The following is a 25,988-nucleotide window of genomic DNA, read 5'->3' as shown; positions in this document are numbered from 1 at the left end:
TGGAGGGAACCTCAGGAGAGCGGGAACGGGACGAGCCGGCCGGCGCTCTCTCTCGGACCGCATCGGCTCAAACCCGTCCCGGCCTGTCTCTCCCTCTCACGGCGCATCCGACTCCGGTGGGATGTAGGCGTCGTAGGGGTTGCCCTCGGCGAGATGCCCGAACGGCGTGAAGAGAAAATCCTCGCCGTTCCGGCCGACAGCGCAGACGACGTAGCGCGGAGCGCCGGTCGCGGCGTCGGTGCACTCGAGCAGGGCGAGATTGCCATCGGCGGCCGCACGCAGCAGCGTCTGGAAATTGGCGCGGGCATGATCGGGAATGCTCATGGCCGGCCTCCCTTGATCGTTTCGTCGAGCCAGCCATGCGTGCCGATCCAGGCGACCGTGTCGCGGCGTCCGAGATCGAGTACATGCGCGCCGCCGCCGAAGGTGTTCACCCGTGGATGCGAGCATGTGTTCGCCCACTGAAATCCCCAGCGACCGGTGAGCGCGAAGGCGTCCGCGCAGCGCAGGACGAAGTCGATGACGCGTTGCGGATCGCCGGTGCCGTCGTCCCGCATCCAGAGGTTCAAGCCTCCGTGGGCGGGATCGAGCGACAGGAGAAAGCCATCGGAGGGCGGGTCTTCCGCGGCGCCTTCCGCACAAAGGTCGTTGTACAAATCCAGCGCGCGGGCGGTGTCGTCGGGCGTGCCAACATCGAGCAGGCACGAGAAGTGCGTGAAATAGTCAGCCATAGCGGCCTCTTGAAACGAGAAAACCCGGCGCGATGGCCGGGCGATGGAGATTGGTGGGAATGCACGGCGGGACGGCCGGAGCCGCCCCGCCCTTGGTTCATTCGGCCGCGACCGGCTGTGGATCGTCGGCGCCGTCGGCGTCAGCGTCCTCGTCGTCGGCGAGGAAGGCCGGAAGCGCATCGGACTCGGCGCCGTCATTGTCGGTGTTCACGTCATCGGGCGTGGAGAGGCGCAGCGGTTCGGGGAGCCAGCCGCTGTCGGCGAGAAGGCGTTCGGCCTCCTTAGCCATGTCCGGCTTCTTCAAATGGTCGATGAGCTGCGCGGTCTCTTCGCCCTTGGCCTCGCGCACCGCTTCGAGGATGCGGGGCTTGGTCACGCGGCCGAAATAGTTGTCGACCGTCGGCCGCCAGCCGATCTCCACCATGTCGAGCCCCACGGCACGGGCGAGCCGATCCGCCGCGTTGATGCGCTGCTGCATGCCTTGGGACGTCGGACCCGCACCGTAGGGACTGGCCTTCTCATAGAGCGCGTTCACGCCGAACGAGACGCAATGGGCGAGCAGCGCCAGGCGGCTTGCTTGGTCGAGCCCGTCGATTTTCACCCAGAGCGCGTCGTCATCGCTCGGCAGGTCTGCCTGCCACCCCTCCTGCCGCTCCTCGACGGATTTGGCGGACGGGCTGTCCTTCAGATCGTCGGCCTGAACGGGGAAGAAGACCTGGCGGACGGAGGCGTCGAGGCAACCGGTCGAGGAGACATGCCGGAAGGTATCGCGCACCAGCTTGTGAAGGAGCGCCGTCATCGCGACATGCGGATTGTTCGCCAGCGCGTCCCGCAGGGCGAGCGTGCGATGCGCCGTGAGTTCGGTCACGAGCCGCTCGGGCAGCGGCTTGACCGAATCTTCCTCCTCATCAGAGTTCTCAGCCTCACCGCCCACGATGATCACCGTGCCCTGCACGGCGCCGCTAGAACCGGTCACCGTGTTGCGATCGACGCCCGCGCCGGTGTCATCATCGGTCTCGGGCGCCTCGTCCTCGGGACGGACATAGCCGCGATCGACGGACAGCCTGCCATCATGACCGATGCCGACGAACACGCCGGCACGACCGATCTCGGCAGGGTCGTAGCGCATGGGCCGATCCTCAAAGGCCTCCAGCGCCGTCTCGATCTCGCCGAACCGTTCATCCACCTCGTCGGGCAACTCGTCGGCCTCGGCATATTCGGCTTCGAGCCGGTCGAACTCCTCGCGCAGGGCCTCGCGGCTCGCGCGCTCCTCGTCGGTCAGAACGACCGGCGTGCCGACGAGCTGCCGCAGCCCGTGCGTATGGCCGTAAGGGAAATCGGCCGCGACCTCGATCCACTTCCAGCCTTCCTCGGCGATGGTCTCCGCCTCGGCCTTGAGCTTGTCGGCGACGAGCCGTTCGAGCAGCGGCACGTCCTCAATCCAGCCACCGTCGTCGTCCTGGAACAGGTCGCGCATGACGGCGCCGCCGGCCTTTTCATAGGCATCGACGGTGACGAAGCGCACGCGCCGATCGGACGCGCGGACGGTGTTCTCCGTCAGCATGCGGCGGATCTGATAAGGTTCCTTCGACCAGTTATGTTCGATCGCCTCCCAGACCTGCTCCTGCCGCGCATGGTCCGACGAGACGGTGAAGGCCATGAGCTGATCCAGCGTCATGCCGTCCTCGGCATAGATGTCGAGCAGCTTCTCCGACACCGAGACGAGCTTGAGCCGCTGCTTGACGATGTTGACCGAGACGAAGAAGCGTGCGGCGATCTCCTCCTCGTTCAGACCCTGCTCGCGGAGGGTCCGGAAAGCGCGGAACTGGTCGAGCGGATGCAGCGGAGCGCGCTGGACGTTCTCGGCCAGGGAGTCCTCCTCGGCGGAGATGTCGCCGCCGACCTCGCGCACGATGCAGGGCACCGGCGTGGTTTTGGCGAGGCGCTTCTTCCTGGCGAGAAGTTCGAGCGCCCGGTAGCGGCGGCCGCCGGCGGGAATCTCGAACATGCCGGTCTCGCAGCCGTCGCTATCCACGACCGGGCGGACGTTGAGACTCTGCAGGAGACCGCGGCGAGCGATGTCCTCTGCGAGTTCCTCGATCGAGACACCGGCCTTGACCCGCCGGACGTTGGACTGGCTGAGCACCAGCTTGTTGAAGGGGATGTCGCGCGAGGCGCTGAGCGTGATCTTCTGGCTTGCGGTTGCCATGGTGAGTTACTCCGCGACGGGCGCCGAGAGCCTCTCTCTCGGCTTCCAACCCGTCACGGAAACAGGGCGCAGCCCTCTCACTCTCGTTTGAAAACTCAGAGACAGGGCCGCCTGGAGCTTCGGCCGCAAACGGGGCTGGTGCGGTGAATTTCAACGTGACGCAGGGCCGCCCGGCGGTTCAGATCGAAGGCGGAGGGTTCTCGACGAAGCTTTTCCGAGCGATGGGCGCGAGGCCTCTGGCAATGACATCGACGATTGAGCCGGCGTAGGCTCCCTCCGGATCGCGGTCGGGGTCGTAAATCGTGAAGTCAGCGCCAACAATGCGGTCGCTTTCCGCGAGGCCGGAAACAAGCGACGCCAGTTGATCGAAATCGAGGCCCGGTGACCCCGGACAATCGACCGCTGGCATGAATTTCATATCGAGGACATCGAGATCCACATGCAGCCAGGCCTTTTCGAGCCCGCGTTCCGCCAGATGCGCATCGACACGATCGGCGGTATCGTCCACGCCCGCCAACAGGACGTCTTCGATCATTATGCGGGAAATTCTTGTGCCATCCATGTCATGGAAGGCGTAATCAGGCAGGACTGCTTCGCGTTCGCCTATCTGAATGACGTCTTCTTCCGCGACGAGTGGTCCGTCGACGTCGTCCCACTCGGTTAACAGCTTTTCGCCGCGTCCCGTGGCAAGGGCGAGGTCCATACCCGCCGCCGCGCCAAGGCGTGAGGTCGTGTCGTAGTTGCCAGGATGAAAGAAGTCGCTGTGTCCGTCGACGTGGACCAAGCCTTTTCCTCCTGCGCGGCGTTGCGCGATTAGGGCGCCAAGCACGACAGTGCAGTCGCCGCCTATGACTACGGGGAATGAGCCGACGCACAGCGCGTCGCCTACGGCCTCGGCGATGGCGAACATATATTCGCGAATAGCGCGGCCGTTTCGAATGCGCGTACCATCTTCACCCTCTTCATGATAGGCGGGCTTCGACAGCGCTGTGACATCCGGATTGCCGAGAGCGCCTTCAAGTCCTGCTTTCAACAGGACTTCGGGCGCCCGCCATGTGCCGGGTTCAACACCCGGTGCGGGAGGGCGCAGTCCCAGACTGGTCGGCGCCGTGATCAGGCGAAACTGTGCGGCGGCTGCGGCGACAATGGGGCGTCGATTGACCATCTGTGAAACCTTCGATACAACCGGTAAACTTCATTATAAAGGTTATATAAGGCACTGGAAAGTCGTCAACCGTTGAAGCATGTTTTACCGGTGTGCATTGAATCTCATGCCTTCTCGCCCGCCGATTTCGTCGGCGGCGAGCCGGCGCTAGACTTTGCGAACACCATTGCTGGATGGAACGGCAACCCCCGCGACTGGCTCGATGGCTATGATAGCCTCGCCGGCTGGGCGCGGCAGGCCGGCGTGATTCCGGATGAATTAAGTGCCGCCCTCAGGCGACAAGCAGAAATCGAGCCGAAGGCGGCGGGCATGGCGCTTCGGCAGGCGCGGTCTCTGCGCGAAGACATTCATGAGTATTTCTGTGCCATCGCTCGCGAAACCACACCGGATAGCCGTGTGATCGAGAGCCTCTTCTCGCGCTGGCGCAAGGCGGCCGATAGCCATGCGCCCAATATAAAAGAGGGACGTCTCGTTCTTGAACCGAAAAGGAAAGCGCTCCTGCTTGGCGTCATCACCGACCGGCTCGCGTATCAGGCTTTCGAACTGGCCAGGACAGTAGACACCGACCGGCTGCGCATCTGCGACGGCGCCAACTGCGGCTGGCTCTTTATCGACAGGTCGAAGGCGGGGCGCCGCCGATGGTGCGATATGGCGACCTGCGGCAACGCCGCCAAGTCACGACGTCACTATGAGAGGAAAGCGGGCGAGTGAGGGCCAGCCTCTCCGGATCTGGTTGGGTTCCATCGACCAGCTGTGCTAGATCGCCTCCCGGACCCGCTCCTTCCGCGAATGGTCGGACGAGACGGTAAGGCCGTGAGTTGCTCCAGCGTGATGCCGTCGCGACAGCGAGAAGACCGAACCGACGGAGCGGAACGAACGTCAATGTCCGCCCCGCAGGGGCGCGGCACTGATCGTGAGCAGCCGTTCGCTCTCCACGATGCTCCCCGCCTGACGCGCCGCCTCGGCATAGACCGATAGCGGGAATGCGGCTTCGAACAGGATGTCCCGCTCGATGCCCATGCCGAAGGGCAGGCGCACCGAGGTCAGCTCGGACAGGCTGAAGCTGCCGAGCTCCGGACAGCCGAAGCCGAGATCGGCGAGACCGAACAGGGTATCGTTGTCGGCATCCAGCTCCGTGGCGAGCCAGGTGCCGGCGCCGAGCGGGTCGAAGAACTTGACCACCGGCACATGGTCGACATCGCGCTGCCGACCATTGGCGAGCAGGAGATCGCGCAGGTCGTCGGTCAGGAGGATCATGCCACCCTCCTGTCAAGGGGGCGTTCTTCCTCATCGCGCTGCTGGTCATGTTCAGGCAGGAAGCTCAGAAGCCAGTCGGCAGCCTTGCTCGCCTGACTGGCGGCACGGACGATGGCGCGATTGTCTTCGCGCAGAACCTCCAGCCAGGATCCGATGTAATCGGCATGCCGGACCGTCGGCTCGATGCCGAGCGAGGCGCAGCAGAAGGCGGCGTTGATCTCGGCGATGAGCTCTTCGAAGGCGTATTTCTTCGACCCGAAGGAGCCGGAGAGATCACGGTTGAGCCGGTGGGGAGCGCCGCTGGCATGCCCGAGTTCGTGCAGCGCCGTGCGATGCCAGTTGATCGGCTCGAAATAGGCCTGCGGCGGTGGCACCTGCACGTAGTCGTGCGCCGGCACGTAGAAGGCGCGGTCGCCGCCGATCCGGAAATCGATACCGGTGGCTTCGATCAGCGCCTCGACGCGCGGTTCGATCAGCCCCGTCGGGACCGGCGGCGCTGCGGTCGCGACATCCTCGGGTAGGTTCTCGCACTGGTCGGTGTTGAAGACCGTGAAGCGCTTCAGGAACGGGATAGCCTGGACTTCCTCGCCGGTCTCGCGCGCGCGCCGCTTCTCGTCTTCGGGCACGAAGCGGTCGGCATAGACGACAGTGGTGCCGCGCTCGCCCTTCTTGACATTGCCGCCGAGCGACAGCGCCTGGCGGAAGGTGAGCCAGCTCTGGCCCGTGAAGCCACGTTCGATTACCGCGCCCCACAGGAGAAGCACGTTGATCCCGGAATAGGTTCGGCCGGTCGAGGCGTTCTTCGGAAGGCCGAGCTGCGCTTTCGCCGCCGCCGTGCCCCATGGCTGGACCCAGGGCACCCGGCCGGCCTCCAGCTCGGTGATGATCTTGTCGGTGATCTCGGAATAGAGATTGGACCGGTCGCGCCTGGCGCCGGCGTTTCGCTTGTGTCTGGACATCGCGGTTCTCCGCGACGGGCGCCAAGGGCCTCTCCCTCGGCTTTCAACCCGTCACGATAAACCGGTCCGCACTCTCACTCTCGGGGCGTTGCGGGGTGTCCCCGCAGAAGGGGTCGGGCGAGACTACAGGCTCGGACGCAGGGGAAGGCCTTCCCCCTCCAGGACATTCTGGATGGGCAGACGATGTGCGTATCCAAAGGCAGGACACGTGAGTACTGTGAAACCCTCCAACCGCTTCGAGCTTTCCCAGTCTTTCGGCAATCTGAAGTCTTCGCGGTTCTGTGCCATGCTGGCATATTCTGTTCGAACGGAGGGTCAGCCCATGGGGAGTCCTACACATTTCAGTCTCGAGGTGCCGAAGCGGGCGCATCAACTCCTTCGCGACCTGTACGAGCAGCTAACCGACTCAGACGGAACGAGGCTGCCACTGAAGGCGACATTTCTGTTGTCCGTCTCCATGCCCATCGTAATCCTGCCCATCGAACGCATCCTGAAATACAAGCAGAAGCACGCCGAGGGTCACATGAATGACGCGGTCTTGAACACAAGACTCGCAGACGCCATCGATCGTGCCATCGACCTCAAGGGAGAGGTTCACGAGGCGAAGTTCTTCACCGGCCCGTGGCAATACGCGTCGCTGGAAAAAGGGGCGAGCTTTCCGAACCTCGCGGTCGCGGGATTGCCTGATGCCGTCGCGGCACAACTCGATAAACCAGAGGCGATTGAACATGCGAAATCCCTTTCCGCCGACACTTTCTGCCGTATCCTCCGCAACGCCTTGGCCCATGGCGGTGTCTTGTACCTGGATCAGCATGGCCGCTCGAATTCGGGGGCTCCAGTGCGGCGCTTCGCCTTTGTGAGTACGGACAGGTCGTACAACCCGACGAAGCTCCACTTCCTCCGGATCAAAATGGTCGACTACCGGGCTTTCCTGCAGCAATGGATCGATTGGCTGAAACGAGAGGCGATTGACGAGGTGTTGGCCGAAGATATGGGCTTGGATGAGCCGGGCGCCGAGGTTGCCGCGATTTCCGAAGCGGCCGTCAAAGTGGAAGACTGAACGTGGACGCGGCGTTCTTTCTGCGTCTGCGGACACGCTTCATCGGGCGCTACTATTCCACGGGGGTCAAACCGTTCCGTGAGGTTCAGCGGAAGATCGACGCCGAGGAGAGCCCCTATGATGAGCCGCCGCCATCCTTTGATCCCGAGTACGGCGAACCGGCCTACCTCGAGGAGTGGATCGAAGCCGATGAGGCGTCACAGGTTGTCGGACGGTCCGCGGTTTCGCTTCTGTCCGATGCCCTCAAGCTGTACTTCAAAGCACTGGAACAGCAGCTGGGCTTCCGCCTGAGTGCGGAGGGCAGGGCGATCGCGAAGAAAGAGGGCTTCCTGTCGGCGTACAAAGGTGCGCTTGGCGAACTGCTCGAAACCGACTGGGCAGATTGCCCGGTACGTTTCGACGTCATTGAGCAGATCGTGCTGGCGCGCAATCGCGCGCAGCATGGCGAGCACCTGTCAATGCTCGGTGCCCGGCATGATCCCAAGACCCTGACGAGGCATCGCGACCTGATTTTCGCGAGCGAAGGCGAGCTCAGGATGTGGGTCGACGATGGTGCCGACCCCGAAACTCTGCTTGCCCCCAGGCTCGAGATCACCGAGGAGGATCTGGGTGCGGCGATCACAGAGGTGGAGAAGCTCGCGGGTTGGATCGAAGAGCGGGTACCAGGTGTCTTGGCGCGCCGCCATGATCCGGTCAAGCAGGGATCCTGAGGCCTCGGCTTAAGGCGGTTCGCGAACGACAATCTGATGGCGTGAGGCGATCTCGTATGTGCCGGCAGAGGCCAAACTACACCCGCGGCGGCATGCGAGTCTGGTCGAGGCGGCGGTGGATCAGCGAAACGATTGTCAGCAGATCTTCTGCGTCCTCTTTTGTCATGACCCAGCGAATGCGGGCCTCGTGCGCCGTGGGATTCCGAAACATCCCGAAGGTCCCGCGCACCAGGTTGGCAAAGCCCTTTTGTTCACTGTGTTCGCTCGCGGTGGTGCGCGAATTGATCGCCAGCAGCGGAGGATCACCGCCGAGGGCCCGATCGACGAGCGCGGCACCGTCATCGGTCAATCCGGTCCAGTTGCGCATCTTGTCCGCGACGCTTTTCACGGCTTCCTGAACGGCGTGGAAGTAGTTGTCGGCAAGGAGCTCGGCCCGACAAAATTTCAGAACGTCCGGATGGACTCCCCGTCCTTCCAGATCGGCCCTCAAATCTCGGGCACGGCGCTGTGCCTCCGGCAACGTATGCGCGGCATCGGTTTTTGTCAGATTGCCTGCGTCGTCAACGACAAGGCCGGCAAAAGCCAGGGCCTGGTTCAGAAGCGCGCGCATGGGTTCATAGCGTTCCGGCTCACGGCTGTAGCGCGCCGGCTTCATCGCAAGGCGGATGAATTCGAGAATGTTTGTGCGATTCTTCTTGCTGTTCTGGCTTTCGACGAAGGCGTTGTAAATGCGGACACGCTTCGTAATGGGACCGGGATCCGCCATCCTGCTAGATGCAAGCAGGTATTGAATTTCACTGCCGGTCAGGCCGGCATCTGTGTCGCCAAGCGCTCCTGCTATCGCCTCCAGTTGGTCCTGTGTGAAGAAAGCCATCTTTTGTTCTCGGTTCTGTCGCGTCATCAACTTGGCGCTGCCATGCGGCACTAGATGTAGAATTTGAACGGCAGCTTCGGTTCTCCATCCATCGGCGCTGAGATCAGGACATCACCCACGGCGTTGGCGAATCGGATCGTCACCGGCAGCCGGTCGTTGTGCAGGCAGGAATTGAAGTTGATCTTGGTGAGGCCGAGCACGTCGGCGAGTACGGTCGTCAAAGCGCAATCGCCCCGAAGAACGCGCACGGAGATCGGGTTCGGGGTTTCCGGTCCCATATAGGTATCGAGGCGCGGGACGTAGCCGGACGTCCAGAGCAGCGCGTGACGTTCCCCGATCTGAAGTGCCGTGCCGCGGATAACCGGATACTCGCCGGGCCGGTAGAGCTTCAGGTCATCGCGGGTGTCACCGATCTGAACGCCGACGAGGTTCGTTTCATTGCCGCAAGCGGATGAGAAGCCGCGCCACTCGTCATCCGTAAAGGCGGACTTTGCGTGGATGAAGAGCTCGGTGGGGGGCCGTCGTGCAGACGTGTGTACTCGCCCACCACCATCTTGATGAGGTTCTGGGCGGCGTCTTTATCGAGGTGGAACTGTTTCGTGTCGGTCTGGAACCAGGGGCCGAGAGCGCCGCGAAAGACGACGCCTTCGCCGTCCGACAGGAACATCTGCGCCGCACAGCAGGCATGCCGCTTGTCGCTGGTCAATTCGCTGCGCTTGTAGACCAGGCCGACATAACAGACGCCGGGGCGGACATCGGCCAGCTGCCACGGCTTTCCGCCTGCCTTGTAATAGGCGCCGGTCCCGAGTTTCCAGGCGATCGTCGCAGGGTCCTCGACGCGCCGGATGGGCATTCCGCTCTCGCGGCGGAAATCGCCCGGTGCCAGGGTCGTTTCGCGCACGATCTGCGTGACGATCCGCTCCTTGAGGAGTCGCGCCTTCAACTGCCGGCGGAAATGCGTTGCATATTGATAGACCTCGGCCTCGCGCTCGTCGTCGCCGAACAGGGTCGGTTGACTTTGCAACGCCCGCGCGCGGCGTTGCGAGATGGTCACCGCACCGGCGACCCGCTCATCGCGTCTCACCGTCGATTTCGGTCGGCCGAGTTCGTAGACTTTTTCAGGAATGACGACGAACCAGAATTGCGGCGCGCTCTCTAGCCGGTTGTTCTCCGCGACGAGGCGGGACACGAACATATCAACAGTACCGCGCACGGCCTCATGGCGGTTGGCGATCCGGAGGGTTCGCTCGATCTCCTCGGGATCCAGATTGTCAACGACACAGGGCGGTTCGACCGGCCAGTCGGCATGGAAGGCTTCGGCGAAGCCAGGGAAAGGCACGTGCTGCGGTTCGACGGCCCGCGACCGCGGCCCCGGGACCGGGATGTCGATGAAGCCCGCCATGGTCTTCGCCCAGGCCTTCAAGCGGCGCACGCCGTCCGGTGTGCCGATCACCCCGTAACGGATGGTCGGCAATTCCTTTGTGTCCCCGACGGGTCCGTAGAGATAAAGACCGTCACGGGGATAGACGAGGCGCTGCCCGTGGCGGAATTCCAACTGCGGTTCCTCAAGATACAGCATCCGAGGCGTGAATGGTTGCGGCCTAGGCGTCATCGCCCGCCTCCTCGGGGCCATCGGCCGTGCTGGGACCGTCGGCTTCGTCCGGCTCGTCGTCGTCGCTGGGATCGTCATCGTCCGGCTCGGGGGCTTCGTCCTCGACTGGTAGGCTGACCGGCACCTGCCAGGACATCGGCGGCAATCCGAGAACAATGCCTTCTTCGGAACTGACGGGTACGGAGAGCGAGTTCCGCCCTTCGGCGAGCCAATGCAGGAAGGCGAGGAGCATGTCGCGCCAGCGGGCGTTGCGCCAGGTTTTGGCAAAGGAGCGCCGGAGCCGATGCATTTTTGCGGGATCGTCGAATGGCTTGTGGCCATTTTCTGTGAAGACAAGGCGGCTGACAATTCGAACATGGTGCACAGGCGCTGAGCGCGCGGCGACGCTCACAGCAAAATGCCAGTTCATCTGCCGCTTGAGCGATACGCCTTGGATCTGGCGCAGACCGGCGACATCCCCCAGCGGAAGCCAATCTTCGTCGTCGGCGCGATATCGACAGGAGGCCACCATGCCGACTGGGTACCTGACAGCGCGTATTGGAGAAGGCCGCGCTCAGCGAACAGCTTTTCAAACGCCTGGCGGGCGAGATCGCTGAAATGGTTGCGGGCGTCGAGCCGTCCGATATCGAGCTTGGACCAGCCACTATCCAGAAAGCCCGCGACGCGCCGCTCCTCTTTCGGCCTGATCGGAAGGTTTGGTCCGAAATGGTCTTGCAGATCGTGGATGCGAGCGAAGGTGAGGAAGCCCCGGCGAAACGGCTTCAACGGCCACGGCGCTTCGGTCATCTGGGCCTGGGCTCGACGCTCGGACACCTGCCCCTTGAATTCGTAATAGCGGATCTTTGTCGGCAGTTGATCGATCGAGAGCCAGTTTGAGATCAGCCGCTCTGGTTCGGCGACAAGCGTCTTGCCGTGAATGAGTTGGATTTCGCGCCAGATCTTCTCCTCACCCCCGGCATTGGGCGGGACACGATAGGTTTCTTGCAGCGTCTCTAGCAGCTCCGAAAGCCCGTGCGCCCAGCCGCGGGTGAAGTCGATGTATTGGGCATGTGCGATCAGGAAGGGTGCCTCGAATGGCTCCATACGCAGAGGGATTATGAAGGCGGCGTCGCCGAGCTTGCGCGCGACCTCGGAGGCGATCTGAATCTCGTTGCGCACGCCTTGCTTGTCCACCGCTCGGGGATTGGCGACGAGCAGCATCTTGCCGGCACGGTGGCGCAGCGCGTTTTCGAGCTTGCGTTGCCAGTCGTCACCACCCTTGAGCTTGAGCACGTCTGCCCAGACTTCGTAGCCCATGGCGGCAAGCTTGGCGCCCAGCCAGATCGTGAACGCATTGTCCTCTGGCGCAGCGTGACTGATGAAGACGGCCTCGCGCGGCTCTCCCTCTGCCTCCTGTAGTGTGCGGGGTAACTGCGACGTCATGAGACGGCCTCCTTGTGCGTCCAAGGGCCGCCGGAGGGCCATGTAGTCAGCTCCTCTCGAGCTAGCACAGGCTGCAGGAAGGCACGCAGATCGCCATTGACTTCGACGAGCGAAGCGGGCGCCGCTCCGAGCCGGTCGCGCGCCAGGAAGGCCCGCCACTGGGTATCCTTTTCGTGGGCAAAGGCGTCGCTGAGGCCGGCGGGCAGCTGTTCCGGCCAGGATGCCCGGCGCCGTTCGAAGGTGCGCTGGATGGCCTTCGCAAGGACCCCGCCTTCAAACGTGAACGTCTGTGCAATCACCCAGAGATCATAGAAGTCCTTCATGCGGCTGTTGGCGACACCGAGCGAGACAAGCGCTTCGGTCTTTTCGGCGACGACGGTTTCGGGCGGATAGGCGCGCAGCGCTGGCGCCGGCGCGTCCAAGAGGGCGGGATATTCGATCTCGAGTGCGCCGGGTGTGATCGCGTCGCCAAATCCGACATCGATCTGGATGGGCACGCGCGCTCCTGCGATCGTTGCACTGGTTTTGACGCGCACGCCAGCGTATTCGGCTTCGTCGCGGATAGGCGCGGCTTCGATACCGGCAACGTCGAAGACGACGCCGTCGTCAGGCACGGCCATCGAGCAGATGGACCGGACGCTCTCGGCAATTGCGGCGGGTTCGGGGTCGCCGTGGCCGAGCAGATCGAGATCGCGAGTGGGACGGAACGGATCGTCTCGCCAGACGGCGAAGAGCATCGCTCCCTTCAGGACAAACCGCTCGCGTTGGTCGGAGACGCTGAGACGGTAGAGCAGCCGCTCAAGCGCGTAGCGCGTGAGGAGTATCTGAAAATCCGTCTTCTGCGCACGGGCGCGGTCCAGAAGCCGGGCGCGCACCGAGGCGCCGATATTGTGGACCTCACGCGCCATCGGCGACCATCGCTTCGACATAGGGCCGCATCACTGACCAGACACGGGCGGAGCGCGCGAATTCCCATAGCTGGTCCGGCGTGGCGCGTTTGGTGTGCAGCCCTTCGCGAAGGCCTTCCAGCGCGATGTCGAGCCCGATCTTGTTGCGATACCGGAAGCAGTCGACGATCGTCTTGGCGGGCTCGAAGATCGGGACCTCGATGCCCTCGATGAGATGCCGTTTCACGCCTTCCCTGAGGGCCTGACTGCCGAACCGCACGAAGCGGATCGGGGGATATTCGACCTTGGGCTTCCATCCGGTGCGATCGATGGCGATCCACACGGCAGAGGGCATCTGCAGCGTCAGTTCATGAAACTGCAGCGCGGATGTGAGGCAGATCACGCCCCTGGGCACGAGGGCCGAGGCCTCGGCGAAGCTGCGCCGGGGATCCGGCATCGCGTCGGCAAGTTGATAGAGGCCGCGCGCCACGTGCATGACAACGCCTTCGCGAACCAGGCGGGCAACGGTCTCGGCCCCGACACCGGCCTCGCGCAGATCGCGCATGCGGACAAGCCCCGTCTGGCGGAAGAGGTCGCAGGCCGTGTCGCGCTGTGTCTTATTGCGGGATGACATTTGCTCTGCTCTTATAGAGAAGTGCAGAGGTTTTATCACATCGCTAGCAACTCCTCAAATCTCATTGTTGAAGGCAGCGCACCCAGCACTCGTGTGACAATTCCTCACCGCATTCGCAGAACTGCAGAGGTTATATCACAAGACTGTGCTGATCGCGCGGGCGGCATCGCTGAAAGAGAAACTACACGAGCTTTGTCTCGAGTCTTTGCTTGCGATCGCGCCAGTCCGGCATCGCCTTGTCCATCAGGCGGCGCCAGCGCGGCCCATGGTCGGGCTCAAAAGCGTGTGCCAACTCATGAACAATGACATAGTCGATGCACTGTATCGGCGCTCGGATAAGATCTAGATTGAGCACCAAGCTGCCTTTCGGTGTAAAACTCCCCCACCGTTTTGTCATCGGACGGATTATCAACTTCGGCACCTCCATCCCTTCGGATGAAAACAGCGGGGCCAGTTGCAGTAGGCGAAGCGGAAATTCTTGGTGTGCTTCAAGATAGAAATGGTGCAGCAGCGCCGCCTTGTGAATAAGGCTCTCGGTGTGCGGGGTTTCAAGGACAATCCTGTCGCCACTCAGAGAGATGCGGGATGCAGCCCCTTGTCGAACGCGAAGTCTGTATTGAACGCCTCTCAGAAGGTGCGTTTCGCCACTGATATATTGCCGAGGTGGCGTTCTCGGACGGTATTGCTCGAAGTCAGCGATTTGCGCAGCGATCCACCCACCCTTGCGGCGAACTCGATCATGGACCTCCTCATCCGTTGCATCGACCGGCGCAGTTACATCCACCATGCCGGACGGCGCGACGGTGATCTTCAGACGTCTTCGCTCATCCCGACTGACGCGGTAGGTAACCCGTCGTCGCCCCCATTGGAAACAAGCATCAGCGGACACGGCCATCGTCCTGCATGCGGACCCGTGCGGCCGAGAGCACCTCATTGACGATACTGTCCATCACGGCTGCGTCGAGGTCCACGCCGCCGGGGCCCATCACCTCATCGAAAAAGAAGTCATCGATCGCATTGCGCATGTCATTCTGAATGTCACGGTCATGTTGCCATCCAACGCGCCGACGCTTCTCGATGATCTCGGTTAGCGACAGCGAAATACGCACTGAAAGGCGGGGATCATCGATCCCCACGCGGCGCAGTTCCTTTCTGGCAATCCCCCAGAATGCGGTTTCGTTGCCCTTGCCCCGCAGCTGATGCGGCGTGGGATCGTCTTCATCGTCACGGGCGTCGAGCTTGTCGCGCTGCGTTCGGATGCGTTCGAGATAGGCCTTCTCGTCCAGGCGACCGCGACGGAAGTCATCGATGGTCTGGCGGATGAGTTTGGAAAACTTCTCGAAGAAGACAGGGTCCTCGTCCCACTTCTCCTCAATCGTCCGGAGCGTCCGGTGCGCAATCTCGTCCGCAATCGACGCATCCGAGCGCTTTTTCTCGCTCCGTGCCGCTTCGATTGCCCCATCGTCGAAGACGGCTAAGGGCTCCACGATCGTCGTGACCTCGTGCGCGGTGACGTGCTGGTCGAGCAAACTGCGCACACGTCGCTCGTAGTCGCTCCAGTCCACCGCGTCCGCGTAACGAGCCTTCACATGGGCGCGCAGCGCGAGAAAGCGCTTTTCATCGGTTCGCCAGCGTTGCAGCCGGTCCGCAGGTGTTTCCTCAATGAATACGCGGGAGCTGACAGCGACGGTCAGCGTGCGGGAGAACTCTGAGAGGCGGCGGTAGAAGTCATCGCGCAGTGCATCGTCTGCGAGTTCTCGTGCATAGGCTTCCTCGTCGTAGACGTTCGAAACGCCAACGAAGAGATCTAGGAGTGCAGCGTGCTTCTGGGGAAGCGTACGCGCTTCATCAGCGATTGCGCTGACCGACTGCTGCAGGTCGGCTTCGTCAAAGTCCCGCAGCGCGTCGTTAGCGGTCAATGCCTCGCCGAGGTGACGAAGCACACCGCAGTAATCTATGATAAAGCCAAAGGGTTTTTCAGGCGCGCCATCCTCGTCGAAAACACGATTGACGCGCGCAATGGCCTGCAAAAGGCCGTGCTCGCGGAGCGGTCTAGCCATGTAGAGCACTGTGTTGCGCGGCGCATCGAAGCCGGTGAGCAGCTTGTCGACGACGATCAGGATGTCCGGTTCGCCGGGCCCCTTGAACTTTGATATTATGGTCTTGTTGTAGCCCTCCTCGCCGCCGTGTCGCTCCATCATCCGGCGCCAGAACTTCACCACCTCATCGTCAGATTCCTCGTCTATGGCGTGTTCGCCCTCGCGCTGATCCGGCCCGGAGATGATGACCTCGGAGGACACCTCGCCGAACTCGTCAAGCAGCTTCTTCAGAGCGATCGCGTCGCGTTTGGACGGCGCGACGAGCTGACCTTTCAGCCTGTCAGACTGGAAGTTGTCCGCGAAATGCCGACTGACGTCGAACGCGATGCAGCGCAGACGTGCTGACACGCCCATGAGCGTCCGAGGGCGGCTCATCTTGCGTTTGAGATCGGCTTTCTGTGTTTCGCTGAGGCCGACGGTCACACGGTCGAACCAGGCATCGACCGCGTCTTCGTCGATATCCTCCTCGACGTGACGGCCCTCATAGAGCAGCGGCACGACAGCACCGTCCGCGACGGCATCCTTCATAGAATAGACCGGCTGCACGAGCGGTCCGAACTTGGTGAAGGTATTGCGCTCTTTCTTCGCAATCGGCGTTCCGGTGAAGCCGATTAAGCAAGCGCCCGGCAGCACGTCGCGCATCTTCTGGTGCAGGCTTTCCATGTCGCCGTACTGGCTGCGGTGGCTCTCATCGACGAGCAGGAAGATGTCCGTGCTTGCATCGACCACGCGGCGCTTGTTTAGCCCGGCCTTGAACTTGTGAACGAGGGTCGTGATGACCGGCGTCCTAGCTTCGATGAGTTCGACTAGGTGTTCGCCCGTCTTGGCGCGTTCGGGCGACAGGCCAGTCGCCGCGAAGGTCTTATCGATCTGGTCGTCGAGATCGGTTCGGTCGGTCACCAGCACGACACGCGCCGTGGGAACACTCATCGCGAGAGACTTCGCGAGCATCACCATGGTCAGCGACTTGCCAGATCCCTGCGTATGCCAGACAACGCCGCCTGCGCGTCGTCCGCCGTCGTCGCGTGCCTCGACACGCTTCAGCAGGTCCTTCACCGCGAAAAATTGCTGATGGCGCGCCACCTTCTTCACACCTCCGTCGAAGAGCGTGAAGCGGCGCGCGAGATCGAGGATGCGCTCTGGGCGGCAGAGACTTACCAGCATTTCGTCGAGCGGTGTGACGAAGCGGTCCCCCGCCTCACGCAGACCGTCATGCTTGCGGCGGTGGAGTCCGAAGTCCTGGAAGATCGCGTCTTGATCTGTTGTGTCGATCGCGCGGTTGACGACCTCGGCGACGTAACCGGGCGCGTCTTCGCGCTCGCGCCAGGCCGACCAGAACTTCGCCGGCGTGCCGACAGTCGCGTAGCGGGGCTCATGCGAATTCGCGGCGATGAGCAGCTGCGCCGTGAAGAACAGGTTTGGCGCACCGAGATCGGGCTTCTGATTGCGCAGATGCTGGCTGATGCCTTGCGCGACCTTTTCCTGGCTCCGCTTCACCTCGATGACCGCGAACGGAATGCCGTTCACGAACAGAGCGATGTCGGGGCGGATGCTCGCGCCCTCCGGCCAGTCCACCGGAAACTCACTCGTCATATGGAAGGCGTTCGCCCGTATACTGTCCGCGTCGAGGCCCCAATTGATGTAGCGGAACGGCCATTCGCGCGACTGTCCATCCACCGTCTGCGGCAGCGCGACGCCAAGGTGGATCAGGTCGGTCTGGCGCTCGTTGGTGCGCATCAGCCCATCGAAGCGGACATCCTTGAGACGTTCGACGGCCGTCTCGATGTTCCCCTCCGAGAAGGCATGCGTGCGGCCGCTGGCGCGGATGCGGTTAAGCGCTGCAAGCTGAGTGCGCAGCGTGTCCTCAAGCAGGACGCCAGTGCGACGGTGCCGCCGTTGTCGATCGACCTCCGCGCGCGTGACATAGTGCCAGCCGAGCGCCGACAGCGTCATGAGCGCCTGAAGCTGCTCGCGACCAGCTTCGGAAAGGGAGAATTTTGGGCTTTCGGTCATTCTATGACCTCCGCATCCTCTCCAGTGCCCTTCGTGGATCGTTTAGCTTTCGCTTTCGCGCCAGACTTTGGCTTCTCGATCCAGGCGAAAGCCCATTTGTAGCCGAGAGCATGCAATTCGCGCGCAGCCTGGCGGAACGACACCAAGCTGAAAAAGGGAAGTTTCGGCTTATCCGATGCGGCAATGACGCTGTAGACGACAGTGAAATCGCCACGGGTGAAGTCATTTGCGGAATTCGGAATGATGTCCTCGTAGCCGGTCTGTCCGGTTTCAGCCTGGACCGCGATCACTTCGTTCCGGACGCTGTCGCGCGACGGCGGGTCGGTCGCGAGGACGCGTGCGGAGACGGTCCCCTGGCTGAAAAGGTGACTGAGTCGTGACGAGGACGTCTTGTCCTTAACGTGGATCAATTGACGCTCACGGCCGAGAAAGTCGCAGGCCTCGATCTTGCTCGCAGCACCGGTCGGCTTGATGAGCCGACGGTCTAAGCAGATCATGTCCGCATCCAGACCGGCGACGCGCTTATTGTAGGTCTCTTCTGTTTCGTCAGCCTCAGCGGCAGGCATGCCGACCTTGCTAGTCGCGTCGAAAAAATCCTGTACCTCTTTGGCGAGGTTCTGGTCGATCTGGTACCAGCGGCCTCCAGAGAAGACGTAGGTCGAGCCATCGAGTTCTGTTTCGAACACGATGCATTCCCGCAACTTCCACTTCCCACCACAGTCGTGGCCATCATCATCGACTTCGTGGACGGTGTGATTGCGGAGGTCCTCGTCCGAGTAGCCGGCTTTCTCGCGCTCCTTCAATGCGTCGAGGTAACCCGGCAAGTCGAGGTCGGCATAAAGCTGCCAGCTGCGAAACCCCTTGTAGCGGATGAGGCTTGATTTCTCAGGGTCATAGATGACCGGAAATGCGAGGTGAATTCCGTCGGTCTCGCCTTCGTCGACCGCCTTCCCCAAAGCTTCGACCAGCTTGGCGTCCAGCTTGTCGATCAATTCTTGCTCACGGATGTGGCGGATCTGATCGATCCAGCCGAAGTCGGTCTTGTAGTCGGTCTTCTGGTAGATCGCATACGCGTCCGCACAGGCCTGGGCCAGCTCCGCGATCTCAAGCTTTCGGTTGAGCGTAAGGCCATCCGTCCCGGCCACATAGGAGCCGAACCCTGCATCTTTGGGCGTCCCTGCCAGTCCACGAACAAGGTCGCGCTCGATGTCGATGGCGAAGGCAGTCTGATCGGAGCCCCGGCTGGTTTGCGTACGGCGGGACAGGGTATTCTCATCCGGTGTCCGCACGTCCGCGCTCTTCAACTGCTTCGGGTCAACGGCGTTGAGGACAACCCGCAGCCCAAAATCCTGCTCGAACGCCGCAGGATCGAGCTTCACGTGACCCATGCCAAAAGACACCGCGAACCAGCGTCCAGACGCCTGGACGAACACGAGTCCGAAGGCTGTGTGGTTGAAAACCTTCTTTTTCTCGTCTTCAGACAGATCGAGGAAGCGCGCCCATTTCGGCGCGCCACCGCCGAGCGTTGCCAATGAAATGAGTGCGCCTTCCAGCTTGTCCCATGGCGTCAGGTCCACGCCATCTCGGACCGCGTCGGCCGGGGCGAGGCCATCTCGCAAAAGGCGAACTGAAAGCTTCTGTGTGTTGCTCATCCGGCGGCCTCCATTTCGGGCGCATGAGGAGGCGGGGTGTGCTTGATTGCGATCGTGACGGTCTTCCCGGTTTCCAGCACCTGCCGGACAATCTCGCTGAGTACAGCGGATTGCTCTATCGACGTGCCTACCCACGAACCGGCCACGAGCCCGACAAACTCCGAATTGTTGATTCGACGACCGACGTTCTTGAAGGTCAGAACCTTGCCGCCGCGCGGCCCCGTGAACAAACCAGCGGCATCCGCCCGCTTCCATAAATCGAGAGGTAGATAGATGCCCTTGAAGAGCCCTTTGTCGTCGGGGTTGAAGACAACGCGCGGACAAAACTTCAGAAAAAACGGGTTGTCCGAGAAACGGAACCCGTCAGGGTGCTCGCCGCTCGGGAGCTTCCTGAGCTCCTCCAACAGGCTCTCCATCCGCTCAACTTCGTCGCAGAACTGATCCTTCGCCTGCCAACGAAATTCCACCTCGTCTTCGCGCTTCTCCATCGCCTTGTATTGGACCATCACGAAGCTGCGGTAGGCTTCGTTGAAGTAGATGAGGTCGGCGCCGGTCTGTTGTTCGAGGGGCAGACGGTTGGCCATGATCACCGTCAACCGCTTCGACGAGTCCCCTTCGCTCGCGAAAACCTTCGAGCCGTAGTGGGTGGTTTCGCCCACAGCTTCAAAACCCGGCACGGTCGAGAAGTCGGACAAAAGCATAGCATCTTCCCGAACCTGTGCGCCCGGAAGTCCGTCAAGGAAGGATTGCTGTCGAGCGTCCGTCGGGGTCCACGCCAAAAGGTCGTCTCGCGACATTCCAGCAATCTCGAGTGCGAGGCCGAGCGTTTCCTTCTGGTAGGCGAGGTTTTCGCGGGCACGGGGCTCGAGCCGCCGCAGCGCTTGGGCGCGACGCTCGGAATAGCGCGCAAGGCGTGGGCTGACGGTCTCATCGAGTTGCGTGATACGATCAACAAATGCGCCGAGCGACTTCGGCGGGAGCAGGCCGCCTGTTTCCAGGCGCTGCTTGACGTGCCGGGCAACGCGTATGTCGATACCAGCAAGGATCTCATCGAAGCTCACGGGCCGCTTCAGCGGTTGGAGTTCTTCGAGATTCAGACGGACGAGGCCTGTGCCCGCTGACTGTCCTTTTCGTCCGCCGGCGATGTGCGTGATGAAGCCATCCTCGAAGGACGCGAAGACGGCAAGCGGGGCGCGACGGCTGTGGTCGAAGCGCGGAACAGGTTCCGAGACAAAGGGTTTCGGCGAATAGAACGAACCGCCGTGTTCGGCTTCGTCGAGAAGCAGCTTACGTCTGTCCTTCGGCACCTGAAGGATGTAGCCGCCGGCCGCCACCATTATTCAGCGGCCTCGTTCGCAACGAGACTTTCCTCGCCAAAGAATCGCTGCATGATTCCCTTCTTCTGAAGTCGGAGAGCGTCTGCTTGCTTTGTCAGAATAGCGATTTCGTCTTCGACTGCATGTAGTGCAGCAGCAATCGCCTTCTGCCTTTCGAGAGAAGGCACCAGTACATGGACTTGGTCCATGACATCTAGGTTCAGCCCAAAGCGAGTGACGCCATTTGCCGCTTTCCGAAACTCCTCCCGCACCCAAGGATGTCTAAGGGCGTAGGCTAAATATTCGCCAGTGACGTGTTTCGGTTTCGCGCGAGCAATGCCGAGGTGATAGCCACAAATGATATTATCCAAAGGCTCTGCGACAACGGCGCTGGCACCAATATCTTCGGCTGTTTCAGAGTCTTTCGTGAAGACAACGTCGCCATGTTGCAGTGCGAAGGCTTCGATCTCGCGGGCAGTCGCCGTCGCGTCCATAAAGGGAAGGTCTGCCGTGATGCGACGGTTGTTAAAAACGTCCATGTAGTTGCACAACCGAACCTCTATCTCGCCCTGAGCGGATTTCTTGTCGACGCCGCTAAAGCGAACCTTTGCAACACTGGTAATCGGCTCAGCCTTCCAGCCATCCGGCAAGGTCGCGCTGGAATCGGGAAATATTTCCTTATAGAGCCAGCTAAATTGACGTTTCTTAGCGGCAACGTAAGCGTTTTCGCGCGCAATCGCTTGGTCATAGGCATCGAGCGCTTCAGCAATTCTTTTTGCTCTGGCAACGAAGGAGGACCCGCAGGTATGTGACAAAAATCGTCGGCATAGAGGCGCAGACGATCTTGCGTGAGGCCGTACGAGTAGGCCCAAAAAAGATAGATCATCCGCGCTGACTTGAACCAATGTGCGGCGAAGCGGCTATCCATGTTCTCGCGTGGCTCGACGACGACATATGCTGGGCTGACAATTCCGTCTTTCTCCGCCCGACCGAAGGCGCCCTGCCACATCCGCATCATGTTGTAGGCAATGTCGCCTTCGCGGACCCGCAGGTGTTCTTCGGGTGCGAGGTTCGTCTCCATTTTCCGGTCGAGGTCGGCACGGTCGACCAGCCCGTCATTCATGGTGACGGAGAGCGTGGGCAGACCTGCCTCTCCCTTCTCCTTCCGAACCCGGAAGAAGTCTCCAAGCGTTGTGGAGGCACTCACTCCTCGCCTCCCTGTGCCTGCGCGAGCTGCTGCTGACGCCAGTCCTTGTAAGTGAGCCCGTCGCCCTCGCGCCGCCAGGTCGCGGGGCCGCTGATGTTTCCTCCGTAGACGACGGCGGCAGCTCCAGACGGCGAGGAAAAGGCGACATCGCGGCCGAAGGTATAGTGCTGGCCATCGGCGGTCCTCACCAAGACGCCGTCCTCGACGAGCTGGCGGCGCTGATCCTTTGCACCATCATGGATGGTGTTGGTTTCCTTCACCCGCGCCAATGAACCGGCGAGCACGACGAACTCGCCACCAGCCTCGCGCGCCCGGGCATCGGTGCCGGCTTCAGTGAACGCGAAGACCGGTTCGTCCGCGCGCGCCGGACTGTCAGCGTCGCCGCTTTCCGCAGCGCGGCGCAGAACATCGAAACCAAGCACAGGCAGCAAGATTTCGATTTCAGACAGGAATCCTTCCATGTCGGCGATTTCGGGTTCCGGCAGCCCCTTAAACTCGGGCTCGGTCCCGTTGACAAGAACGGCGCGCGAGGCTGCCCGGATCAGCGCCATGATGCGCGCTTCGAGATAACGTCCATGTGCCTTGGTGAGATTCTCGTCCTTGGAAACGATCAGGCAGACGCGGGTGAAGAACTGCTTGGCATCGTCGGAATCATGGCTGGCGAGCCGCGTGCGCACGCTGTCGCTTTCACCGACATAGACAAGGGTGCGAGCAGTATTGTCCGGGTCCGGACCCATCAACAGGTACACGCCGGTGCGCGAGGCTTCCTCGCGCTTGATGAGGTCAGGCAGCGCGGTTCGCGGCGCGACAACAGCCTTGCCTGACCAGTTGCCAAGTTCGGCCGTGATCACACCCGTCGGCGATCCGTCGACGAGAAAAAGCTTCAGCGTGCGTCCGATGCGCCGCGCGCGGTAATTTGCAGCGTCAGACTTCAATGCCGAGCTCCTTCAGATAGCGGTTCATCTCAGCGCGGGTTTCGGCGAGCTGGCGGTCTAGCTCGCGGATCTCGTTCTGCACCGCCTGGATATCGATCTCCGGCTCGGGCTCGAAGGTGTCGACGTAGCGCGGGATGTTGAGGTTGAACTTGTTGCGCTCGATCTCCTCGAAGGAGGCGCGATGCGAATAGCGCTCGATCTCGCGGCGTTCGCGTGCGGTTGACACGATTTTGGCGACGTCCTCGTCGCGGAGCTGGTTCTGGCGCTTCCCGGAGCCGAATTCGCGGCTGGCGTCGATGAAGAGCACGTCGCGCTCGCTCTCGCGCGCGCCGCCGGCTTCGCGCGCCCGGTCGAACACCATGACGCAGACAGGAATGCCTGTCGTAGGAAAGAGCTGTGCGGGCAGTCCGACCACCACGTCGAGGAGATTGTCGTGGACGATGCTCTCACGGATGCGCCCTTCCGCGCCGCCCCGGAAGAGAACCCCGTGCGGCGCGACGACGGCGACACGCCCCTCACCAGGGCGGGCGATTGCCAGCATGTGCAGGATGAAGGCGTAGTCGCCTTTGGACTTCGGCGGCACCCCTCGCGCAAAGCGCCGGAACGGATCGTCCTCCGCGTTCTCCGCTCCCCACTTGTCGAGACTGAACGGGGGATTAGCGACGACCGTGTCAAACCGCATCAGGTGGTCGCCTTCGAGCAGCGTCGGGCCGTTGATCGTGTCGCACCAGCGGATGTCGGCAGCATCGCGACCGTGCAGGAACATATTCATGCGGGCGAGCGCGACGGTCTGCCCATTCGCCTCCTGACCGTAGAGCCGGAAGTTATTCGTCCCGACCTCTTCGCCAGCGCGCAGCAAGAGCGAGCCCGAGCCACAGGCCGGGTCACAGATCAGCGCACCGTCTTTCGGCGCTGCGAGCTTGGCGACGACTTCTGAAACCTTGCGCGGGGTGAAAAACTCGCCAGCCTTTTTGCCCGCGTCAGCCGCGAACTGCTCGATGAGATAGATATAGGCTTCACCGATCGCGTCTTCGCTGACGGTGCTGAGATTGAGGCTCGGCTTGGCGAAGTCCTCCAGTACGTTCTTTAGGCGGCGGTTCCGGTCCTTGGTCTGGCCAAGACTGATTTCGGAGTTGAAATCGATATTACGGAAGACGCCGTTCAGCTTCGGCTCGTTCGCCTGTTCTATGGCGTCGAGCACCATGTTGATCAGTTCACCGACATTATCGCGATTGCGGCGCTCGTAGAGGCTGTCGAAGCTCGAGAGGAAGGTCTCGACGACCTCGCCCTTTTCATTGCGGTACCCGATCTCCTTGAGCTTGAAGCGCTCGCGCTCAAGGCGGCGACGGATGCGGAGGTCGCGCTGGGGGTGGTCGCGGAACTCCTCCAGCATTTCCTGATAATGCTTGTTCCAGACGTCGCTGATGTATTTCAGGAAGAGCAGCGCGAGGATATAGTTCTTGTACTGTTCCGCGTCGATGACGCCGCGAAACGTGTCGCACGCCGCCCATACCGCGTTGTTGATGTCTTCTGGTCTGGTCATGGGATCATTCCTATGCGGCGGTTCTAAGCAATCGTGAAATGAGGGCGGCGTTGAGTTTCGCCTCGGCGGCCAAGCGCTGGCGCTGAAGCCTCTCGCAGTCTGCTGCGAGGATGCCGAGCCGTGCGATGCGGCGTTGTTCTTCTATTGCCGGCAGGGGTAGGACGACATCTTCCAGCGCGTGCTTCGGAATGCGGGGCAAAGCGCCAGCCGTCGCCGAGGCTTTCAGCTGCCGGACAGCGGCGATGTCGTTGAGCGCAATGAAAAGGAAGTCAGGATCGACGCGCCGGGTTGCAGGCCGGACCAAGTAGACATCAAGTCCAACAAAGGCCCCGATCATGTTCGGCGTTGGACGAAACGCAGCGAGTTGGTCACCACGTGACGGCACAAGAAGATCGCGCACAGCAATACGCGTCGCCCGCCTTGCTTTTGGCGCCGCCCCCGAAGAAACTCGCTGTCGGAATCGCGCAAATCCTTGATCTGTACGTATGCCGCTTCTCGGCCGACGCCTTTCGGGGGAAGGATGCCGCTAAGAATCTCTGCGATGTCGCTCAGATGCTTCATTTGGGCAGTATGCGTCGAAACATGGCCTTTAACAAGAAAAATTCGTATGAGACTATCTCATACTGATAATTTCGCTGGACGACTCCGCCAAGTAGGCTATTTTGGAGGTGCGCGATGTACGAGATCATTACCGCAACGAGCGATGTGTCCGAGTTCGCACATGACTCTCGGAGTTGCGAGGCGGGAGTTCACATGCCCAACGCGCCGAAACCGCTAAGCCGAACTAGGTCATTTCGCTATGCCAGCGCCCGCCACGATGCGCGGAAGCCCGCAGAGATGCGAATGAACCAGCCCAACACCGCCGAATATTCCAACGTGATTTCAGTTGTTTATTGCCGATCCGGCGTGAATTCTGGCGTCTATGAGCCGGAAAGCAAGCCAACCGAGATCAATGACTGTGCCGAGCGAGCGCGAAGAGCTGCTCGAGGCGTTGCTCGTCGAGGCGCCGGAGCTGAGCTTCACGCCGGAGGGCGATCCCGACCTTCGCCTCGTCCGGTTGGTCGAGTTTCTCGCGCGACAGGCGGCTCGCGAGTTCTACGAGCAGAAAGTCAAGAAGCAGGGCTCGCGCGGCTCCTGATCGCCTTGGGAGACGCACATTGAAGGTCGCCATCTACGCCCGTTACTCTTCCGACAATCAGCGCGACGCTTCCATCGCCGATCAGTTCCGTATGTGCCGCCTCCATGCCGAGAAGCAGGGCTGGATCATCGTCGAGGAATACTCCGATCATGCCATCTCAGGCGCCTCGCTGCTGCGGCCCGGCGTACAGGCGCTGATCTCCGATGCCACACGCGGACGCTTCGATCTCGTCCTCGCGGAGGCCATGGATCGCCTCTCGCGCGATCAGGAAGACATTGCTGGTCTATTCAAGCGGATGTCCTATTCGGACGTGAAGATCTTCACCCTGTCAGAGGGCGAGGTCTCGCACCTGCATGTCGGCCTGAAGGGCACGATGAACGCGCTTTTCCTCAAGGACTTGGCCGACAAGACGCGAAGAGGTCAGCGCGGGCGCGTGGAAGCCGGCAAATCGGGCGGCGGCAATGCCTACGGTTATGACGTCGTAAAGAAGCTCGATGGCAACGGCGAACCGATCAGAGGCGATCGAACCATAAACGAGGCTCAAGCCGAGGTCGTCCGGCGCATC

At 61.8% G+C, this 25,988-nt stretch carries 27 protein-coding genes (1 of these 27 only partly in view); 5 read left to right on the top strand and 22 right to left on the bottom strand.

The annotated features are described in order from the left end of the window. Positions 1-96: 96 nt before the first annotated feature. The 4 genes from HK436_RS11355 to HK436_RS11340 form a co-directional block, all read right to left on the bottom strand. Positions 97-324: a DUF6117 family protein gene (locus tag HK436_RS11355; RefSeq protein WP_173189722.1), complete on the bottom strand. Its 228-nt coding sequence runs from the start codon at positions 322-324 to the stop codon at positions 97-99. Continuing rightward, complete coding sequence (locus HK436_RS11350; protein WP_173189720.1) at positions 321-731, bottom strand: hypothetical protein; 411 nt, start codon at positions 729-731, stop codon at positions 321-323. The genes HK436_RS11355 and HK436_RS11350 overlap by 4 nt, the downstream gene beginning before the upstream one ends. A 97-nt stretch (positions 732-828) precedes the next feature. Further along, positions 829-2,940 carry a ParB/RepB/Spo0J family partition protein gene (locus tag HK436_RS11345; protein ID WP_173189718.1) on the bottom strand — a complete coding sequence of 704 codons (2,112 nt, stop codon included), beginning with the start codon at positions 2,938-2,940 and terminating at the stop codon, positions 829-831. Between the two features lie 178 nt (positions 2,941-3,118). Beyond that, positions 3,119-4,105 carry an arginase family protein gene (locus HK436_RS11340; protein WP_173189716.1) on the bottom strand — a complete coding sequence of 329 codons (987 nt, stop codon included), beginning with the start codon at positions 4,103-4,105 and terminating at the stop codon, positions 3,119-3,121. A 90-nt stretch (positions 4,106-4,195) separates the two neighbouring features. Between HK436_RS11340 and HK436_RS11335 the strand changes: the two genes are divergently transcribed. Continuing rightward, the gene (locus HK436_RS11335) at positions 4,196-4,816 is read left to right on the top strand and encodes a CGNR zinc finger domain-containing protein (RefSeq protein WP_173189714.1); all 621 of its coding nucleotides are present in this window, start codon (positions 4,196-4,198) and stop codon (positions 4,814-4,816) included. Positions 4,817-4,984: 168 nt separating this feature from the next. On the opposite strand, the gene HK436_RS11330 is transcribed toward HK436_RS11335, so the two are convergent. Then, positions 4,985-5,362, bottom strand: coding sequence for a DUF2958 domain-containing protein (locus HK436_RS11330; protein ID WP_173189712.1), 378 nt, complete (start codon positions 5,360-5,362; stop codon positions 4,985-4,987). Next, positions 5,359-6,321 carry an ArdC family protein gene (locus HK436_RS11325; protein ID WP_173189710.1) on the bottom strand — a complete coding sequence of 321 codons (963 nt, stop codon included), beginning with the start codon at positions 6,319-6,321 and terminating at the stop codon, positions 5,359-5,361. Before HK436_RS11325 ends, HK436_RS11330 begins: the two co-directional genes overlap by 4 nt. A gap of 208 nt (positions 6,322-6,529) precedes the next feature. Here HK436_RS11325 and HK436_RS11320 point away from each other — a divergent pair, with 208 nt between their 5' ends. Both HK436_RS11320 and HK436_RS11315 read left to right on the top strand, forming a co-directional pair. Then, positions 6,530-7,381 (top strand): hypothetical protein, encoded by an 852-nt coding sequence (locus HK436_RS11320; RefSeq protein WP_173189708.1) that lies wholly within the window; start codon positions 6,530-6,532, stop codon positions 7,379-7,381. 2 nt (positions 7,382-7,383) lie between these two features. Beyond that, on the top strand, positions 7,384-8,091 hold the full coding sequence (locus tag HK436_RS11315) for a hypothetical protein (protein ID WP_173189706.1): 708 nt from the start codon (positions 7,384-7,386) through the stop codon (positions 8,089-8,091). Positions 8,092-8,167: 76 nt separating this feature from the next. On the opposite strand, the gene HK436_RS11310 is transcribed toward HK436_RS11315, so the two are convergent. The 16 genes from HK436_RS11310 to HK436_RS11245 all read right to left on the bottom strand — a co-directional run bounded on the left by HK436_RS11310 (position 8,168) and on the right by HK436_RS11245 (position 24,685). Next, on the bottom strand, positions 8,168-8,965 hold the full coding sequence (locus HK436_RS11310; RefSeq protein WP_173189705.1) for a TIGR02391 family protein: 798 nt from the start codon (positions 8,963-8,965) through the stop codon (positions 8,168-8,170). A 50-nt stretch (positions 8,966-9,015) separates the two neighbouring features. Continuing rightward, positions 9,016-9,243 carry a hypothetical protein gene (locus HK436_RS31330; RefSeq protein ID WP_244648666.1) on the bottom strand — a complete coding sequence of 76 codons (228 nt, stop codon included), beginning with the start codon at positions 9,241-9,243 and terminating at the stop codon, positions 9,016-9,018. A gap of 110 nt (positions 9,244-9,353) precedes the next feature. Further along, on the bottom strand, positions 9,354-10,439 hold the full coding sequence (locus HK436_RS11305) for an argonaute/piwi family protein (protein ID WP_244648664.1): 1,086 nt from the start codon (positions 10,437-10,439) through the stop codon (positions 9,354-9,356). 127 nt (positions 10,440-10,566) lie between these two features. After that, a complete protein-coding gene (locus HK436_RS30530; protein WP_206680503.1) occupies positions 10,567-10,986 on the bottom strand; it encodes a hypothetical protein in 420 nt (139 codons plus the stop codon). After that, positions 10,983-11,999, bottom strand: coding sequence for a toll/interleukin-1 receptor domain-containing protein (locus HK436_RS11300; protein WP_206680502.1), 1,017 nt, complete (start codon positions 11,997-11,999; stop codon positions 10,983-10,985). The genes HK436_RS30530 and HK436_RS11300 overlap by 4 nt, the downstream gene beginning before the upstream one ends. Next, positions 11,996-12,907: a nucleotidyl transferase AbiEii/AbiGii toxin family protein gene (locus HK436_RS11295; protein ID WP_173189703.1), complete on the bottom strand. Its 912-nt coding sequence runs from the start codon at positions 12,905-12,907 to the stop codon at positions 11,996-11,998. The genes HK436_RS11300 and HK436_RS11295 overlap by 4 nt, the downstream gene beginning before the upstream one ends. Then, positions 12,897-13,520: a type IV toxin-antitoxin system AbiEi family antitoxin domain-containing protein gene (locus HK436_RS11290; RefSeq protein WP_173189701.1), complete on the bottom strand. Its 624-nt coding sequence runs from the start codon at positions 13,518-13,520 to the stop codon at positions 12,897-12,899. The genes HK436_RS11295 and HK436_RS11290 overlap by 11 nt, the downstream gene beginning before the upstream one ends. Before the next feature lie 181 nt (positions 13,521-13,701). After that, complete coding sequence (locus HK436_RS11285; RefSeq protein ID WP_173189699.1) at positions 13,702-14,409, bottom strand: M48 family metallopeptidase; 708 nt, start codon at positions 14,407-14,409, stop codon at positions 13,702-13,704. Next, positions 14,399-17,632 carry a type I restriction endonuclease subunit R gene (locus tag HK436_RS11280; RefSeq protein WP_173189697.1) on the bottom strand — a complete coding sequence of 1,078 codons (3,234 nt, stop codon included), beginning with the start codon at positions 17,630-17,632 and terminating at the stop codon, positions 14,399-14,401. The genes HK436_RS11285 and HK436_RS11280 overlap by 11 nt, the downstream gene beginning before the upstream one ends. Beyond that, entirely contained in the window at positions 17,629-19,284 is a 1,656-nt protein-coding gene (locus HK436_RS11275; RefSeq protein WP_173189695.1) for a DUF6119 family protein, read from the bottom strand. Before HK436_RS11275 ends, HK436_RS11280 begins: the two co-directional genes overlap by 4 nt. Further along, the gene (locus HK436_RS11270; protein ID WP_173189693.1) at positions 19,281-20,621 is read right to left on the bottom strand and encodes a hypothetical protein; all 1,341 of its coding nucleotides are present in this window, start codon (positions 20,619-20,621) and stop codon (positions 19,281-19,283) included. The genes HK436_RS11275 and HK436_RS11270 overlap by 4 nt, the downstream gene beginning before the upstream one ends. Continuing rightward, entirely contained in the window at positions 20,621-21,139 is a 519-nt protein-coding gene (locus HK436_RS11265) for a restriction endonuclease subunit S (protein ID WP_173189691.1), read from the bottom strand. The genes HK436_RS11270 and HK436_RS11265 overlap by 1 nt, the downstream gene beginning before the upstream one ends. 20 nt (positions 21,140-21,159) lie before the next feature. Beyond that, positions 21,160-21,807 (bottom strand): restriction endonuclease subunit S domain-containing protein, encoded by a 648-nt coding sequence (locus HK436_RS11260; RefSeq protein ID WP_173189689.1) that lies wholly within the window; start codon positions 21,805-21,807, stop codon positions 21,160-21,162. Then, the gene (locus HK436_RS11255) at positions 21,804-22,742 is read right to left on the bottom strand and encodes a GIY-YIG nuclease family protein (RefSeq protein ID WP_173189687.1); all 939 of its coding nucleotides are present in this window, start codon (positions 22,740-22,742) and stop codon (positions 21,804-21,806) included. Before HK436_RS11255 ends, HK436_RS11260 begins: the two co-directional genes overlap by 4 nt. Then, the gene (locus tag HK436_RS11250) at positions 22,732-24,285 is read right to left on the bottom strand and encodes a type I restriction-modification system subunit M (protein ID WP_173189685.1); all 1,554 of its coding nucleotides are present in this window, start codon (positions 24,283-24,285) and stop codon (positions 22,732-22,734) included. Before HK436_RS11250 ends, HK436_RS11255 begins: the two co-directional genes overlap by 11 nt. A 10-nt stretch (positions 24,286-24,295) precedes the next feature. Next, the gene (locus HK436_RS11245) at positions 24,296-24,685 is read right to left on the bottom strand and encodes a restriction endonuclease subunit S domain-containing protein (RefSeq protein WP_173189683.1); all 390 of its coding nucleotides are present in this window, start codon (positions 24,683-24,685) and stop codon (positions 24,296-24,298) included. Between the two features lie 552 nt (positions 24,686-25,237). Between HK436_RS11245 and HK436_RS11240 the strand changes: the two genes are divergently transcribed. Both HK436_RS11240 and HK436_RS11235 read left to right on the top strand, forming a co-directional pair. Then, positions 25,238-25,423, top strand: coding sequence for a hypothetical protein (locus tag HK436_RS11240; RefSeq protein WP_244648662.1), 186 nt, complete (start codon positions 25,238-25,240; stop codon positions 25,421-25,423). Positions 25,424-25,442: 19 nt separating this feature from the next. Further along, on the top strand, positions 25,443-25,988 hold the 5' end (the start) of the coding sequence (locus HK436_RS11235) for a recombinase family protein (protein WP_173190118.1). 1,107 nt of this gene lie beyond the right edge of the window; only the first 546 of its 1,653 coding nucleotides appear in the window; the start codon lies at positions 25,443-25,445; its stop codon lies beyond the right edge, outside the window.

The organism is Neoaquamicrobium sediminum, from assembly GCF_013240295.1.
Taxonomy (GTDB): domain Bacteria; phylum Pseudomonadota; class Alphaproteobacteria; order Rhizobiales; family Rhizobiaceae; genus Aerobium; species Aerobium sediminum.
Note: the sequence above shows the minus strand (reverse complement) of the source record. Positions and strands in the feature narration are given on the sequence as shown.

What these genes read in the sequence shown, in the direction of transcription:
- HK436_RS11355 (WP_173189722.1), bottom strand. Translation starts at nt 324, where the DNA reads ATGAGCATTCCCGATCATGCCCGCGCCAATTTCCAGACGCTGCTGCGT.
- HK436_RS11350 (WP_173189720.1), bottom strand. Translation starts at nt 731, where the DNA reads ATGGCTGACTATTTCACGCACTTCTCGTGCCTGCTCGATGTTGGCACG.
- HK436_RS11345 (WP_173189718.1), bottom strand. Translation starts at nt 2,940, where the DNA reads ATGGCAACCGCAAGCCAGAAGATCACGCTCAGCGCCTCGCGCGACATC.
- HK436_RS11340 (WP_173189716.1), bottom strand. Translation starts at nt 4,105, where the DNA reads ATGGTCAATCGACGCCCCATTGTCGCCGCAGCCGCCGCACAGTTTCGC.
- HK436_RS11330 (WP_173189712.1), bottom strand. Translation starts at nt 5,362, where the DNA reads ATGATCCTCCTGACCGACGACCTGCGCGATCTCCTGCTCGCCAATGGT.
- HK436_RS11325 (WP_173189710.1), bottom strand. Translation starts at nt 6,321, where the DNA reads ATGTCCAGACACAAGCGAAACGCCGGCGCCAGGCGCGACCGGTCCAAT.
- HK436_RS11310 (WP_173189705.1), bottom strand. Translation starts at nt 8,965, where the DNA reads ATGGCTTTCTTCACACAGGACCAACTGGAGGCGATAGCAGGAGCGCTT.
- HK436_RS31330 (WP_244648666.1), bottom strand. Translation starts at nt 9,243, where the DNA reads ATGGGACCGGAAACCCCGAACCCGATCTCCGTGCGCGTTCTTCGGGGC.
- HK436_RS30530 (WP_206680503.1), bottom strand. Translation starts at nt 10,986, where the DNA reads ATGAACTGGCATTTTGCTGTGAGCGTCGCCGCGCGCTCAGCGCCTGTG.
- HK436_RS11300 (WP_206680502.1), bottom strand. Translation starts at nt 11,999, where the DNA reads ATGACGTCGCAGTTACCCCGCACACTACAGGAGGCAGAGGGAGAGCCG.
- HK436_RS11295 (WP_173189703.1), bottom strand. Translation starts at nt 12,907, where the DNA reads ATGGCGCGTGAGGTCCACAATATCGGCGCCTCGGTGCGCGCCCGGCTT.
- HK436_RS11290 (WP_173189701.1), bottom strand. Translation starts at nt 13,520, where the DNA reads ATGTCATCCCGCAATAAGACACAGCGCGACACGGCCTGCGACCTCTTC.
- HK436_RS11280 (WP_173189697.1), bottom strand. Translation starts at nt 17,632, where the DNA reads ATGACCGAAAGCCCAAAATTCTCCCTTTCCGAAGCTGGTCGCGAGCAG.
- HK436_RS11275 (WP_173189695.1), bottom strand. Translation starts at nt 19,284, where the DNA reads ATGAGCAACACACAGAAGCTTTCAGTTCGCCTTTTGCGAGATGGCCTC.
- HK436_RS11270 (WP_173189693.1), bottom strand. Translation starts at nt 20,621, where the DNA reads ATGGTGGCGGCCGGCGGCTACATCCTTCAGGTGCCGAAGGACAGACGT.
- HK436_RS11265 (WP_173189691.1), bottom strand. Translation starts at nt 21,139, where the DNA reads ATGGACGTTTTTAACAACCGTCGCATCACGGCAGACCTTCCCTTTATG.
- HK436_RS11250 (WP_173189685.1), bottom strand. Translation starts at nt 24,285, where the DNA reads ATGACCAGACCAGAAGACATCAACAACGCGGTATGGGCGGCGTGCGAC.
- HK436_RS11240 (WP_244648662.1), top strand. Translation starts at nt 25,238, where the DNA reads ATGACTGTGCCGAGCGAGCGCGAAGAGCTGCTCGAGGCGTTGCTCGTC.